Annotated in this window: 14 protein-coding genes; all 14 read left to right on the top strand. The window is 58.1% G+C overall.

The features are described 5' to 3' along the window. Positions 1–463: 463 nt before the first annotated feature. Positions 464–2,350, top strand: a complete 1,887-nt coding sequence (mnmG, locus tag KZO34_RS10175; RefSeq protein ID WP_219476194.1) for a tRNA uridine-5-carboxymethylaminomethyl(34) synthesis enzyme MnmG — start codon at positions 464–466, stop codon at positions 2,348–2,350. A gap of 9 nt (positions 2,351–2,359) precedes the next feature. Beyond that, positions 2,360–3,004, top strand: a complete 645-nt coding sequence (gene rsmG / locus KZO34_RS10170; RefSeq protein ID WP_219476192.1) for a 16S rRNA (guanine(527)-N(7))-methyltransferase RsmG — start codon at positions 2,360–2,362, stop codon at positions 3,002–3,004. A gap of 21 nt (positions 3,005–3,025) precedes the next feature. Beyond that, complete coding sequence (locus tag KZO34_RS10165) at positions 3,026–3,820, top strand: ParA family protein (RefSeq protein ID WP_219476189.1); 795 nt, start codon at positions 3,026–3,028, stop codon at positions 3,818–3,820. 60 nt (positions 3,821–3,880) lie between these two features. Beyond that, on the top strand, positions 3,881–4,756 hold the full coding sequence (locus KZO34_RS10160; protein WP_219477276.1) for a ParB/RepB/Spo0J family partition protein: 876 nt from the start codon (positions 3,881–3,883) through the stop codon (positions 4,754–4,756). 271 nt (positions 4,757–5,027) lie between these two features. After that, on the top strand, positions 5,028–5,429 hold the full coding sequence (locus tag KZO34_RS10155; protein WP_219476187.1) for a F0F1 ATP synthase subunit I: 402 nt from the start codon (positions 5,028–5,030) through the stop codon (positions 5,427–5,429). A 19-nt stretch (positions 5,430–5,448) separates the two neighbouring features. Next, positions 5,449–6,321 (top strand): F0F1 ATP synthase subunit A, encoded by an 873-nt coding sequence (atpB, locus tag KZO34_RS10150; protein WP_219476186.1) that lies wholly within the window; start codon positions 5,449–5,451, stop codon positions 6,319–6,321. Positions 6,322–6,395: 74 nt separating this feature from the next. Beyond that, the gene (atpE, locus tag KZO34_RS10145; protein ID WP_012138088.1) at positions 6,396–6,653 is read left to right on the top strand and encodes a F0F1 ATP synthase subunit C; all 258 of its coding nucleotides are present in this window, start codon (positions 6,396–6,398) and stop codon (positions 6,651–6,653) included. 67 nt (positions 6,654–6,720) lie between these two features. After that, positions 6,721–7,191 carry a F0F1 ATP synthase subunit B gene (locus tag KZO34_RS10140; protein WP_219476184.1) on the top strand — a complete coding sequence of 157 codons (471 nt, stop codon included), beginning with the start codon at positions 6,721–6,723 and terminating at the stop codon, positions 7,189–7,191. A 15-nt stretch (positions 7,192–7,206) separates the two neighbouring features. After that, the gene (locus KZO34_RS10135; protein ID WP_219476182.1) at positions 7,207–7,743 is read left to right on the top strand and encodes a F0F1 ATP synthase subunit delta; all 537 of its coding nucleotides are present in this window, start codon (positions 7,207–7,209) and stop codon (positions 7,741–7,743) included. A gap of 28 nt (positions 7,744–7,771) precedes the next feature. Next, entirely contained in the window at positions 7,772–9,316 is a 1,545-nt protein-coding gene (gene atpA / locus KZO34_RS10130; RefSeq protein ID WP_219476180.1) for a F0F1 ATP synthase subunit alpha, read from the top strand. Positions 9,317–9,389: 73 nt separating this feature from the next. Beyond that, complete coding sequence (gene atpG / locus KZO34_RS10125; RefSeq protein WP_219476178.1) at positions 9,390–10,253, top strand: F0F1 ATP synthase subunit gamma; 864 nt, start codon at positions 9,390–9,392, stop codon at positions 10,251–10,253. A gap of 56 nt (positions 10,254–10,309) precedes the next feature. Beyond that, positions 10,310–11,704, top strand: coding sequence for a F0F1 ATP synthase subunit beta (atpD, locus tag KZO34_RS10120; RefSeq protein WP_219476176.1), 1,395 nt, complete (start codon positions 10,310–10,312; stop codon positions 11,702–11,704). Between the two features lie 47 nt (positions 11,705–11,751). Then, positions 11,752–12,174 (top strand): F0F1 ATP synthase subunit epsilon, encoded by a 423-nt coding sequence (locus KZO34_RS10115; protein ID WP_219476174.1) that lies wholly within the window; start codon positions 11,752–11,754, stop codon positions 12,172–12,174. 143 nt (positions 12,175–12,317) lie between these two features. After that, entirely contained in the window at positions 12,318–13,685 is a 1,368-nt protein-coding gene (gene glmU, locus KZO34_RS10110; protein ID WP_219476172.1) for a bifunctional UDP-N-acetylglucosamine diphosphorylase/glucosamine-1-phosphate N-acetyltransferase GlmU, read from the top strand. Positions 13,686–13,690: the final 5 nt, after the last annotated feature.

Genomic DNA, 13,690 nt, shown 5'->3' with positions numbered 1-13,690 from the left:
ATCCCTGGGTGTTCGACGCCCGCACGCCCTAAAACAGGTTGCGTCAGGGTGACACCGTCAGTGCCTGTGGGAGTCTGCGCCCGCTGGCCGGGAAAAGAGTGGTGAAATCTGTGGATAATTTATTGGACAACCTTCGGATAAGCTCTGGACATATATTTTAAAAATAAATAAAAACAAAACGTTATATGTAATTCAGGGCTGGTTAACCGGTACCCCGGGATGTGGATAACTGTCTTGAAAACTTTTGTGAGAAGACCCTTACAAGCGTTTGAAAAATTGAGAATTTCGGTATTCCACTACGCAAGCACCCCCGCATTTCCGGCCGGTTTAGCCGCTCCCGGGGCGTCACTGGCTTTCCACCTGCCCCGGCTCTGGTTAAAATTTGCACATTCCGACTGCAATTTCATGGATCAGGCGTTATACTCGCCGGCCTGTTTTTATCCCCCGATTTCCGAGGTGAACTGTGGATTTCCCGACCCGTTTCGATGTCATTGTCATTGGTGGTGGCCACGCCGGTACCGAAGCCGCGCTGGCAGCGGCGCGCATGGGTTCCCAAACCCTGCTGCTGACCCACAACATTGAGACCCTGGGCCAGATGTCCTGCAATCCGGCCATCGGCGGTATTGGCAAAAGCCATCTGGTCAAGGAAATTGACGCGCTCGGTGGCGCCATGGCGAAAGCGACGGATCTGGCCGGTATCCAGTTCCGGGTACTCAATAGCCGTAAGGGGCCGGCCGTACGCGCAACCCGGGCTCAGGCTGATCGGGTGCTGTACAAGGCGGCGATTCGTCACGAGCTGGAAAATCAGCCCAACCTGACCCTGTTCCAGCAGGCCGCAGACGACCTGATTGTCGAGAACGACGAGGTCACCGGCGTGGTGACCCAGACCGGCATCCGTTTTAATGCCAGAACCGTCGTGCTGACCACGGGTACCTTCCTCGGCGGAGTTATCCACATCGGCATGCAGGCCCATTCCGGGGGTCGTGCGGGCGATGCCCCGGCGAATGCGCTGGCCCAGCGTCTGCGCGAACTGCCATTCAATGTCGGCCGATTGAAAACCGGCACGCCGCCACGCATCGATGCCCGTTCCGTGGATTTCTCGGTGATGGAGCAGCAATGGGGGGATAACCCCGCGCCGGTGATGTCTTTTACCGGCAGCCGGGACCAGCATCCCGAGCAGATATGCTGTTACGTGACCCGCACCACCGAGCGGACCCACGACATCATTCGCAGCGGTTTCGATCGGTCGCCGATGTTCGCCGGTAACATCGAGGGCATCGGCCCGCGTTATTGCCCGTCCATCGAGGACAAGGTCAACCGGTTCGCCGACAAGGACTCACACCAGATCTTTGTCGAGCCCGAGGGTCTGACCACCAACGAGTTGTACCCGAATGGCATATCCACCAGCCTGCCGTTCGACATCCAGCTGGAAGCCGTGCGCTCGATTCCGGGGTTTGAGAACGCCCACATCACCCGGCCGGGTTATGCCATCGAGTATGACTTCCTGAACCCGCAGGACCTGCGCCACACCCTGGAAACCAAGTTCATCCAGGGCCTGTATTTTGCCGGCCAGATCAACGGCACCACCGGCTATGAGGAAGCGGGCGCCCAGGGTCTGTTGGCCGGCATTAACGCCGCACTGCGGGCCCAGGAGAAGGAGGAGTGGTATCCCCGGCGGGATGAGGCCTACCTGGGTGTGTTGGTGGATGACCTGATCACCATGGGTACCTCAGAGCCGTACCGCATGTTCACCAGCCGGGCGGAATACCGCCTGATCCTGCGCGAAGACAACGCCGACCTGCGGCTGACCGAGACCGGTCGCAAGCTCGGCCTGGTGGACGACGAACGCTGGCAGAAGTTCAACGACAAGCGTGAGGCGATTGGCCAAGAACGCAGTCGCTTGGAGTCCACCCGTATCCATCCCGACACCGACGCGGGGGAACGGGCCAATGGCTTTCTCAAACAGCCAATGAACCGGGATCAGACTCTGGCCGAACTGCTGCGCCGTCCCGAAATCGACTACAGCCACATTGCCGAGATCGGGGCGGAGCACGCCGAGGATCCGAACGTTGCCGATCAGGTCGAGATCGAGATCAAGTACGAGGGTTACATTTCCCGTCAGGCGGACGAGATTGAGCGCCTGCGCCGGAACGAGAACACCGCGCTGCCGGTGGATCTGGATTACGACGTCATTGGCGGCCTGTCCAATGAGATCAAGCAGAAACTGAAAGCGGTCCGTCCGGAGACCGTGGCCCAGGCATCCCGGGTTCAGGGGGTCACGCCGGCGGCGGTCAGCCAGATTCTGGTGCACCTGAAAAAACGCGATCTGCTGCGTAAACAGAGTGCCTGATCTGATCCCATGACCAACGCACTCTGGCAGCGCCAGCTCCGGGACGGGCTGGCAACGATGGACCTGTCCCTCAGCGAGGCCCAGCAACAGCAGTTGCTGGCGTTTCTGGCCCTGCTCAACAAATGGAACCGGGCCTATAACCTGACGGCCGTCCGCGATGAACGGGAGATGGTGTCCCGGCAGTTGCTCGACAGCCTCAGCATTCTGCCCTGGGTGACCACCGAACACCTGCTTGATGTGGGTGCCGGTGGTGGTCTGCCCGGAATCCCGCTGGCGATCGCCCTGCCCGAACGCCGGTTTACCCTGCTCGACAGCAATGGCAAGAAAACCCGCTTCCTCAACCAGTGCGTGCTGGAACTGGGGCTGGGTAATGTCGAGGTGATCCACGGCCGGGCCGAAGCCTGTGCGCCGGAGCAGCCGTTCAGCCAGATCAGCAGCCGGGCTTTTACCGCGCTCGAGAACCTGGTGACCTGGTGTGGTGATCTGCTGGCAAATGAGGGTGAGTTCCTTGCCATGAAAGGCCAGTTTCCGGATGATGAGGTGGCTGCCCTTCCGGCCGGCTGGCAGGTAACCTCCCATCGGTCCCTGGCAGTACCCGGCGCCGACGGTGACCGACACCTGCTGGTGATCGCCCGGGCAGATCATTCCCAGTAACCCGCGAACAGGAGGCGAGACATGGCGCGCGTGATTGCAGTGACCAATCAGAAAGGCGGTGTGGGTAAAACCACCACCTGCGTGAACCTTGCTGCGTCTCTGGCCGCCACCAAGCGTCGGGTCTTGCTGGTGGACATGGATCCCCAGGGCAATGCCACCATGGGCAGCGGCGTCGACAAAAATGCCCTGGAACTGTCCGGTTACGATCTGCTGACCAAGCGGGCGTCCGCAGCCGAGGTTACCTTTCTGGCTGAGGCCTCCGGTTTTGACATTCTGCCCGCCAACGGCGACCTGACCGCGGCGGAAGTGGAGCTGATGAACGAGATTGGCCGCGAGCATCGCCTGCGCCTGGCGCTCAATACGGTCCGCGACAAGTACGACTACATTCTCATCGACTGCCCGCCTTCCCTGAGCCTGCTCACGGTCAACGCCCTGTCCGCGGCGGATTCCGTACTAATCCCCATGCAGTGCGAGTACTACGCACTGGAGGGCCTGGCGGCCCTGATGAACACGGTCGAACAGATCCAGGAAACCGTGAACCCGAATCTCCAGGTCGAGGGTATCCTGCGCACCATGTACGATCCCCGCAACAGTCTGACCCTGGATGTGTCCGGCCAGCTCAGCGAATATTTCGGCGACAAGGTCTACCGGGCCGTCATTCCACGGAATGTCCGGCTGGCCGAGGCCCCGAGTTATGGCATGCCTGCCCTGAAATACGACCGCGCCTCCAAGGGGGCGGTAGCCTACCTGGCCCTGGCCGGCGAGATGGTTCGTCGCCATGGCTCAACAAAGACATCCGCGCCGGTTGCGGTGTAACATACCGCCCTGTCACTCAATAACGCACAACGAATTTCAACGGGAAGAATGACTGACACCATGGCGGCGAAGAAACGAGGATTGGGCGAGCGCGGACTGGGCGCCCTGCTGGCGGGCTCAAAGGTTAACCTCGATCAGGAGTTGAAGGACCACGACGGCGAACTGCGCGAGGTGCCGATCGACCTGGTCCAGCGTGGCCGGTTTCAGCCCCGGCGAGACATGGATCCGGCCGCCCTGCAGGAGCTGGCGGATTCCATTCGCCAACAGGGTGTCATGCAGCCTGTGGTGGTTCGCCCCGTTGCCGAGGGTCGTTACGAGCTGATTGCCGGCGAACGTCGCTGGCGCGCGACCCAGATGGCCGAGCTGGACAGTATTCCCGCCATCATTCGTGACGTGCCCGATGAAGCCGCCATCGCCATGGCGCTCATCGAGAACATCCAGCGTGAAAACCTCAATCCCATTGAGGAAGCCTTCGCCCTCCAGCGGCTCCAGGACGAATTCGGCCTGACCCAGGCCCAGGTCGCCGAGGCCGTGGGCAAATCCCGCACCACCATCACCAATCTGTTGCGTCTGATCGGTCTGACCGAAGATGTGCGCCTGATGCTGGAGCATGGTGATCTGGAAATGGGCCATGGCCGGGCCATGTTGACCCTGCCACCGGAGCAGCAGATGCTGGTCGCCAAGCAGGTGGTCGCCAAGTCCCTGTCCGTCCGCCAGACTGAAGCCCTGGTTCGCCGGGTTCAGCAGGAGAAGCCGGGCCAGAAGGCCTCCGGGCAGGCCGCGGTAGATCCGAACATCCGGGCATTGCAGGATGACCTGGCCGAACGCCTCGGCGCCCGGGTGTCCATCGCTCACGGTCAGCGCGGTAAGGGCAAGCTGGTGATCGAGTACAGTTCCCTGGACGAACTGGACGGCATTCTCGGCCATATCAAGTAATTTGGCCCGATTGTCTGATTCCTTCGGACGCCTACGAAAGTTTGCATTCCCGAATTTACACAACATGTAGTGTTGTTAAGACGGTCACTCGCCTATTTGTGTCCCATCCGGCGCAACGTCAGTCGTTAAGCCCTTTCTGACCGGTTTTTGCGGAACCCGGTTTTGTTGATTCGTGCACATTGAACACATATAATCTGCGGCGCTCGTATCGGTGTATTTGTCTAATTTTTAAACTGCATCGGGTTAAAGGCACCGTACTCCCGGGAAAAAAATGACGCAGACGACTCCGAGCGGTATTCGCCGCCCGCCTATCGCACGATGGTTTGTCATAGAAAGTGTGGTACTGGTCGTCGTCAGCCTGGCGTTTTTACTGTTTCGAGGCCAGGTGTCAGGTTATTCAGCGCTATTGGGCGGTCTCATTTTTCTTCTGCCCCACGGTTATTTTGCGCTCAAGGCATTCCGCTATTCCGGCGCGCGGTCTGCCAAGAAGATCATGAGTTCTTTTTACCAGGGTGAGGCCGGCAAGCTCATCCTGTGCGCCATCTCTTTCACGATGGTGTTCAAATGGATTCAGCCGCTTGATGTAGCGGCACTTTTTTTAACATTTGCGATCATGCTGGTCACCAACTGGTTGACACCGCTTCTGGCGGGCAGCAATACGCAGCAAAGCTAACTGGACCTGGGAAACCGTTATGGCAGGAAGTGCATCCGAATATATTCAGCATCACCTCCAGAACCTCACCTACGGTAAGCTGCCGGCAGGCTATGAGCGTGCCGACGGAACCGTAATCGAAGACGCCACCTGGACACTGGCTCACACGGCGCAGGAAGCGTCGGACATGGGTTTCTGGGCGGTACACGTGGACTCGTTGGGCTGGGCGGTCGGTCTCGGCGTCCTGTTCCTGTTTCTGTTCCGCATGGCGGCCAAGCGCGCGACCTCCGATCAGCCCGGTGGCCTGCAGAACTTCGTTGAAGTGATGGTCGAGTTCGTCGACAACAGCGTCAAGGAAACCTTCCACGGCAAGAACAAGGTCATTGCCCCGCTGGCGTTGACCATCTTCTGCTGGATCTTCCTGATGAACCTGATGGACCTGGTGCCGGTGGACTTCCTGCCGCAGCTGTTCCATCTGGCGGGCGCCGACTACATGAAGGTCGTACCGACCACCGACGTCAACGTGACGCTGGGCATGTCCCTGTCCGTCTTCTTCCTGATTATTTTCTACAGCCTGAAGGTCAAGGGCGTGGGCGGCTTCCTGGGCGAACTGACCCTGCATCCGTTTTCGTCTGACAACCTGTTCCTGAAGATCCTGTTGGTGCCGGTGAACTTCCTGCTGGAGGGCGTGAGCCTGATCGCCAAGCCGATCTCACTGGCCTTGCGTCTGTTCGGTAACCTTTACGCCGGCGAGCTGATCTTCATCCTGATTGCGCTGCTGCCCCTGTGGGCTCAGTGGACGCTGTCTGTACCCTGGGCGATTTTCCACATCCTGGTCATCACCCTGCAGGCATTCATCTTTATGATGTTGACGATCGTGTACCTGAGCATGGCTCACGAAGACAGTCACTGATCGGACTTCATTAAGCCGTAGTTTTAAACCCTAACCGTTAAACTGAAAACCTAAACTGAAAACTGGGAGTTATCATGGAAACTGTAGTTGGAATGACCGCGATTGCCGTTGCACTGCTGATTGGCCTGGGTGCCCTGGGTACTGCGATTGGCTTTGGTATCCTCGGTGGCAAATTCCTGGAAGGCGCTGCGCGTCAGCCGGAAATGACTCCGATGCTGCAGGTCAAGATGTTCATCGTTGCTGGTCTGCTGGACGCCGTAACCATGATCGGTGTTGGTATCGCACTGTTCTTCACCTTCGCCAACCCGTTTGTCGGCCAGATCGCCGGTTAATCGAGTCGAGTACCGGGGCTTTTCCCCGGTCATATGATTCTTAACAACACAGGCGAGAGGTGAAGACGTGAACATTAATTTGACGATGATTGGTCAAGCCATCGCGTTCTTTATCTTTGTCGTCTTCTGCATGAAATACGTGTGGCCGCCTATCATGGCCGCACTGCAGGAGCGTCAAAAGAAGATCGCTGACGGACTGGCTGCCTCAGACCGCGCGGCGCGCGATCTGGAACTGGCTCAGGAAAAGTCAGCTCAGGAACTGCGTGAAGCGAAACAGCAAGCAGCTGGTCTGGTCGAAGAGGCCAACAAGCGCGCGGCCGCGATTGTGGAAGCATCGAAAGATGACGCCCGCAAGGAAGGCCAGAAGCTGATTGAGCAGGCCAAGGCCGAAATTGAACAGGAACGGAATCAGGCCCGTGATGCCCTGCGTGCAGAAGTTGCCGCAATTGCTGTCGCCGGTGCTGAGAAGATCCTGGAAACCTCTGTCGATGCCTCCAAGCACAACGAGATGTTGGAAAAACTGGCGGCAGAACTTTAAACGACGAGGTTCATCATGGCAGAACTGAGAACGCTGGCCCGTCCTTACGCAAAAGCAGCATTCAAGGCCGCCCAGGAGCATGAGCAACTGGCTGACTGGTCCCAGGTGTTGACGGTTGCCGGACAGGTCACCGCGAACGAAGACATTCGACAGCTTCTCGCGAATCCGGGTCTGGAAGAGTCGAAGAAAGCCGAACTGATCCTCGAGGTCGCCGAAGACGGCGTCAACGATCAGATTCGCAATTTCTTCGCTGTACTGGCGGAAAACCGCCGGCTGACTCTCCTTCCTGAGATTGCAGCGCTCTTCAACATGTACCGGGCTGATCTGGAGCGCACTGTTGATATCGAAGTTACCGCAGCCTATGAGCTGACGGACGAACAGCAACAGAAGCTCGCCCAGGCACTCTCGACCAAACTCGAGCGGAAAGTGTCAGTCGCAGCGTCAATGGACAAGTCTCTGATTGGTGGTGCAATTATTCGCACCGGCGATCTGGTCATTGACGCTTCTGTACGCGGTAAGCTGACCAAGCTGGCCGACGCTCTGGGCTCCTGATTTCAGCACAAGGTTTGAGGATATTGGCATGCAGCAACTGAATCCATCCGAGATCAGTGACATCATCAAGAAGAGAATCGAGAAGCTCGATATCTCTTCCGAAGCAAAGAACGAAGGTACGATTCTGTCCGTCTCTGACGGCATCGTACTGATCCACGGTCTCGCCGACGTCATGTACGGTGAGATGATTGAATTTGCCAACGGCACCTTCGGCATGGCTCTGAACCTGGAGCGTGATTCCGTTGGTGCAGTTGTTCTGGGTGACTACGAAGGTCTGGCCGAAGGCCAGAAAGTTCGTTGCACCGGCCGCATCCTGGAAGTTCCGGTTGGTCCGGAGCTGATGGGTCGCGTGGTTGACGGTCTGGGCAACCCGATCGACGGCAAGGGCGAGCTCGGCACCGAGCTGACCTCTCCGGTGGAGAAGGTTGCCCCCGGCGTTATCGCACGTCAGTCCGTTGATGAGCCGGTCCAGACGGGTCTGAAAGCTATCGATACCATGGTTCCGGTTGGCCGCGGCCAGCGTGAGCTGATCATCGGTGACCGTCAGATTGGTAAGACCGCTGTTGCGATCGACGCGATCATCAACCAGAAAGACACCGGCATCAAGTGTATCTACGTGGCCGTTGGCCAGAAGCAGTCTTCCATCGCCGCTGTCGTGCGCAAGCTGGAAGAGCACGGTGCCATGGATCACACCATCGTGGTTGCCGCCGGCGCTGCCGATCCGGCCGCGATGCAGTTTCTGGCGCCGTACTCCGGTACGTCCATGGGTGAATACTTCCGTGACCGTGGCGAAGACGCTCTGATCGTGTACGACGACCTGTCCAAGCAGGCCGTGGCTTACCGTCAGATCTCCCTGTTGCTGCGTCGTCCGCCGGGTCGTGAAGCTTACCCGGGTGACGTATTCTACCTGCACTCACGTCTGCTCGAGCGCGCTTCCCGCGTGAACGCCGATTACGTTGAGCAGCTGACCAACGGCGAAGTGAAAGGCCAGACCGGTTCCCTGACCGCGCTGCCGATCATCGAGACCCAGGCCGGCGACGTTTCCGCGTTCGTACCGACCAACGTGATCTCCATTACCGACGGTCAGATCTTCCTGGAAACCAACCTGTTCAACTCCGGCATCCGTCCGGCGATGAACGCCGGTATCTCCGTATCCCGGGTAGGTGGTTCGGCCCAGACCAAGATCATGAAGAAGCTTGGCGGTAACATCCGTCTGGCTCTGGCCCAGTATCGTGAACTGGCGGCTTTCGCACAGTTTGCTTCCGACCTTGATGAAGCAACCCGTAAGCAGCTTGAGCACGGTCAGCGAGTAACGGAACTCATGAAGCAGAACCAGTACAGCCCGATGTCTGTGGCTGAAATGGGTACGGTTCTGTTTGCAGCCAACGAAGGCTTCCTGGACGACGTTGATGTCGACAAGGTTGTGAAGTTCGAAGCGCAGATGCTCGACTGGATGCGCTCCGAGCAGAAAGACCTCCTCGACAAGATCAACGAGAAAGGCGATTACAACGATGAAATCGCTGCCGGCCTTAAAGCTGCACTTGAGAAATTCAAGACCACTCAGAGCTGGTAAGAGAAAGGGCCTGCACGGTGGTGCGGGCCGCTTTTCGTAGCAATGAGTGTCTAACTTGAGAAGGCAGTGAGTTATGGCCGTCGGCAAAGAAATACGTAACCAGATTTCAAGCATCAAGAGCACGCAGAAAATCACCAGCGCCATGGAAATGGTGGCGGCGAGTAAGATGCGTAAGGCTCAGGAGCGCATGCAGGCGACTCGCCCGTATGCCGATAAGATGCGTCAGGTGATCGGGCACATTGCCAAGGCGAATGCTCAGTACAAGCACCCGTTCATGGTCGAGCGCGAGGTCAAGCGCGTGGGCTATATTGTGGTGTCGACTGATCGTGGCCTCTGCGGTGGTCTGAACATTAACCTGTTCAAAGCGCTTGTCCGTGACATGAAAGCGTGGAAAGAAAAAGGGGTGGAATCCGATCTGTGCGCCATCGGACAGAAAGGTGCTTCCTTTTTCCGGAGCTACGGCGGCAACGTCGTTGCGGCACTGACCCATCTGGGGGACAGGCCCAGCTCTGAAAAACTCATCGGCAACGTCAAGGTTATGCTGGATGCGTTCTCGGAAGGCAAAATCGACCGTCTTTATGTGGTCAGCAACGAGTTCGTAAACACCATGACCCAGAGCCCGAAGGTGGAGCAGCTTCTGCCCCTGCCGGAAAGCGAAGACGAAGAAGAGATCAAGAACCAGTGGGATTATCTCTACGAGCCCGATGCCAGGCAGATCCTCGATGGCCTTCTGCCACGTTTTATTGAATCCCAGGTGTACCAGGGTGTGGTAGAGAATCTGGCATGTGAACAGGCAGCCCGAATGATCGCCATGAAGAGCGCAACTGATAACGCCGGTGGCATCATCGACGAACTTCAGTTGGCCTACAACAAGGCGCGTCAGGCAGCCATCACCCAAGAGATTTCGGAGATTGTGAGCGGCGCGGCTTCGGTCTGATGCCGTCCACAGTCCAACTGGTTTTATTGACTACTTAAGATAACGAGGAACCGAGCATGAGTAGCGGACAAATCGTTCAGATCATTGGCGCGGTTATCGACGTGGAATTCCCACGTGACTCCGTACCCAACGTATATGACGCACTGCTGCTTGAAGGTGGCGAAACAACTCTGGAAGTCCAGCAGCAGCTGGGTGACGGCATTGTTCGTACCATCGCAATGGGCAGCACCGAAGGCCTGAAGCGTGGCCTGAAAGCAGAAAACACTGGCAAGGCAATCTCGGTACCGGTTGGTACCCAGACCCTGGGCCGTATCATGGACGTTCTGGGTCGCCCCATCGACGAAGCCGGCGAGATCGGCGAAGAAGAGCGTTGGGCGATTCACCGCAAGGCACCGGGTTACGCAGATCAGTCTGCCTCTGCCGACCTGCTGGAAACCGGCATCAAGGTTATCGACCTGATCTGCCCGTTCGCCAAGGGTGGTAAGGTTGGCCTGTTCGGCGGTGCCGGTGTTGGTAAGACCGTTAACATGATGGAGCTGATCAACAACATCGCGAAAGAGCACTCCGGTCTCTCCGTATTCGCCGGTGTTGGTGAGCGGACCCGTGAAGGTAACGACTTCTACTACGAAATGAAGGACTCCAACGTCCTTGATAAAGTAGCGATGGTCTACGGTCAGATGAACGAGCCTCCCGGAAACCGTCTGCGTGTGGCCCTGACCGGTCTCACCATGGCCGAGAAGTTCCGTGACGAAGGCCGTGACGTCCTGTTGTTCGTTGACAACATCTACCGTTACACCCTGGCGGGTACCGAAGTCTCGGCCCTGCTCGGCCGTATGCCGTCCGCGGTAGGTTACCAGCCGACCCTGGCCCAGGAGATGGGTGAGCTGCAGGAGCGGATTACCTCCACCAAGACTGGTTCCATCACGTCTATCCAGGCGGTCTATGTACCGGCGGATGACTTGACCGACCCGTCTCCGGCGACCACCTTCTCGCACCTTGATGCGACCGTGGTACTGAGCCGTGACATCGCCTCCAAGGGTATCTACCCGGCGATCGACCCGCTCGATTCCACCTCCCGTCAGCTGGATCCGCTGGTCATCGGTGACGAGCATTACGAAGTGGCCCGTGGCGTGCAGACCAATCTGCAGCGCTACAAGGAGCTGAAAGACATCATCGCCATCCTGGGTATGGACGAACTGTCAGAAGAAGACAAACTGACCGTTGCCCGTGCCCGTAAGATCGAGCGTTTTCTGTCCCAGCCGTTCCACGTTGCTGAAGTATTCACCGGTTCTCCCGGTAAGTACGTGTCCCTGAAGGAGACCATCAGCAGCTTTAAGGGCATCCTCAACGGTGACTATGACGATATGCCTGAGCAGGCTTTCTACATGGTTGGTACCATTGAGGAAGCGGTCGAGAAAGCGAAGGAAATGAAGAGCAAGGCCGAGAAGTAATTTGAGCCGTTGCACTTGTTTCCGGATCGATCAGAGAGGCAACTGACATGGGTATAACCGTGCATTGTGATGTGGTAAGTGCCGAAACAAAGATCTATTCCGGATTGATTGAGATGCTGATCGCTGCGGGCTCTGAAGGTGACCTGGGTATTGCCCCGGGTCACACCCCGCTGCTGACCCAGCTGAAGCCGGGTCCCATTCGGATCATCAAGCAGGGCGGTGAGGAAGAAATTCTTTACGTGTCCGGCGGGTATCTGGAGGTCCAGCCCAATCTGGTAACTTTGCTGGCTGATACTGCGGTTCGTGCCAAGGATGTGGACGAAGCCGCGGCGCTCGAGGCGCAGAAAGAAGCCGAGAAAGCACTTGCCGACAAGACCGGTGAATTCGAGTACTCCCGTGCCGCTGCAGAACTGGCCGAGGCTGTTGCTCAGCTTCGCACCATCCAGCAGCTGCGTAACAAAATGCGCTAAGCATTTTCGTTTCGGGTTTGCCGAACACCAAAGCCGCATCCTGCGCGGCTGGAAATCCAACGCCCAGCGTTGGGACTCCGGCCATACGGGTTGCGGCTTTTTTTGTTGACTGACACAGACATCAAGACACTCCGGGGGTCTGAATGAGCCCGTTACACGTTGTGATCCTGGCCGCCGGTCAGGGTTCAAGAATGAAATCCGCCCTGCCAAAAGTCCTGCACGCCGTGGCCGGTCGTCCCATGCTGCACCATGTCATCGGAACGGCGAAGCAGCTTGGTGCGGAAAAGATTCATACCGTCATTGGTCATGGCGCGGACCAGGTTCGTTCGGTCACCTCGGAAGCGACCGTGAGCTGGGTGGTTCAGGGCGAGCAGCTGGGTACCGGCCATGCCGTCGCCCAGGCCTTGCCGGATCTGCCGGACGACGCCCGGGTGTTGGTGCTTTACGGCGATGTGCCGCTCACCCGCCGGGATACCCTGGAGGCCATGGTTGCTGCGCTGGACCACAACACGCTGGGGCTCCTGACCGTAAACCTCGACGATCCGAATGGCTACGGCCGGATTGTTCGGGACACTGCCGGCCAGGTAACCTCAATCGTTGAGCAGAAGGATGCAACGGAGGCCCAGCGGGCGATCCATGAAGTCAATACCGGAATCCTGGCGGTGTCTGCGAAACACCTGAAGGCCTGGCTGCCAGCCCTGTCGAACGCCAATGCCCAGGGCGAGTACTATCTCACTGATATCATTGCCATGGCGGTGGACAACGGCCTGACGATCTCGGTGTCGCAGCCGGGTGATCCGTTCGAGGTTCAGGGCGTCAATAACCGGCTTCAGCTGTCGGAGCTCGAGCGCTGGTACCAGCGCCGGGAGGCCGAACGGCTGATGACCGAGGGCGCAACCCTGGCCGATCCGGCCCGGATTGATGTCCGGGGTGAACTGACCATCGGCAACGACATCCTGATTGACGTGAACGTCGTATTCGAGGGCATAGTTGAAATTGGCAATGACGTATCGATCGGTCCGGGCTGTGTGATCAAAGACGCCCGCATCGCAGATGGTGCCCAGATCAACGCCCACAGTGTCATTGAAGGCGCCAGCGTTGGTGCCAACGCCCAGATTGGGCCGTTTGCGCGTCTGCGCCCCGGCACCGAACTGGCGGCCGACACCAAGGTGGGCAATTTTGTCGAGACCAAGAAGGCCATCGTGGGCGAGGGCAGCAAGATTAACCACCTGAGTTATGTCGGTGATGCCTCTCTGGGTCGTAATGTGAATGTGGGTGCAGGCACCATCACCTGCAACTATGATGGTGTTAACAAGTTCAAGACGGTGATCGGGGATGACGTCTTTGTCGGTTCCAACACCTCCCTGGTTGCCCCGGTCACTGTTGCCACGGACGCCACCATCGGTGCAGGCTCGACCATTACCCGGGATGTGGCCGACAGCGAATTGGCCGTGGCCCGTGGTCGCCAACGCAATATCTCTGGCTGGGAACGGCCAAAGAAAACTGATTGATCAGC

Origin of the sequence: Marinobacter sp. F4206 (genome assembly GCF_019392195.1) — a bacterium.
Taxonomy (GTDB): domain Bacteria; phylum Pseudomonadota; class Gammaproteobacteria; order Pseudomonadales; family Oleiphilaceae; genus Marinobacter.
Note: the sequence above shows the minus strand (reverse complement) of the source record. Positions and strands in the feature narration are given on the sequence as shown.

Bases quoted from the DNA above. Each gene is read 5' to 3' on its own strand.
- glmU (WP_219476172.1), top strand. From the start codon at position 12,318: ATGAGCCCGTTACACGTTGTGATCCTGGCCGCCGGTCAGGGTTCAAGA.
- KZO34_RS10155 (WP_219476187.1), top strand. From the start codon at position 5,028: ATGACGCAGACGACTCCGAGCGGTATTCGCCGCCCGCCTATCGCACGA.
- atpE (WP_012138088.1), top strand. From the start codon at position 6,396: ATGGAAACTGTAGTTGGAATGACCGCGATTGCCGTTGCACTGCTGATT.
- atpB (WP_219476186.1), top strand. From the start codon at position 5,449: ATGGCAGGAAGTGCATCCGAATATATTCAGCATCACCTCCAGAACCTC.
- atpA (WP_219476180.1), top strand. From the start codon at position 7,772: ATGCAGCAACTGAATCCATCCGAGATCAGTGACATCATCAAGAAGAGA.
- KZO34_RS10165 (WP_219476189.1), top strand. From the start codon at position 3,026: ATGGCGCGCGTGATTGCAGTGACCAATCAGAAAGGCGGTGTGGGTAAA.
- KZO34_RS10135 (WP_219476182.1), top strand. From the start codon at position 7,207: ATGGCAGAACTGAGAACGCTGGCCCGTCCTTACGCAAAAGCAGCATTC.
- atpD (WP_219476176.1), top strand. From the start codon at position 10,310: ATGAGTAGCGGACAAATCGTTCAGATCATTGGCGCGGTTATCGACGTG.
- rsmG (WP_219476192.1), top strand. From the start codon at position 2,360: ATGACCAACGCACTCTGGCAGCGCCAGCTCCGGGACGGGCTGGCAACG.
- atpG (WP_219476178.1), top strand. From the start codon at position 9,390: ATGGCCGTCGGCAAAGAAATACGTAACCAGATTTCAAGCATCAAGAGC.
- KZO34_RS10160 (WP_219477276.1), top strand. From the start codon at position 3,881: ATGGCGGCGAAGAAACGAGGATTGGGCGAGCGCGGACTGGGCGCCCTG.
- KZO34_RS10115 (WP_219476174.1), top strand. From the start codon at position 11,752: ATGGGTATAACCGTGCATTGTGATGTGGTAAGTGCCGAAACAAAGATC.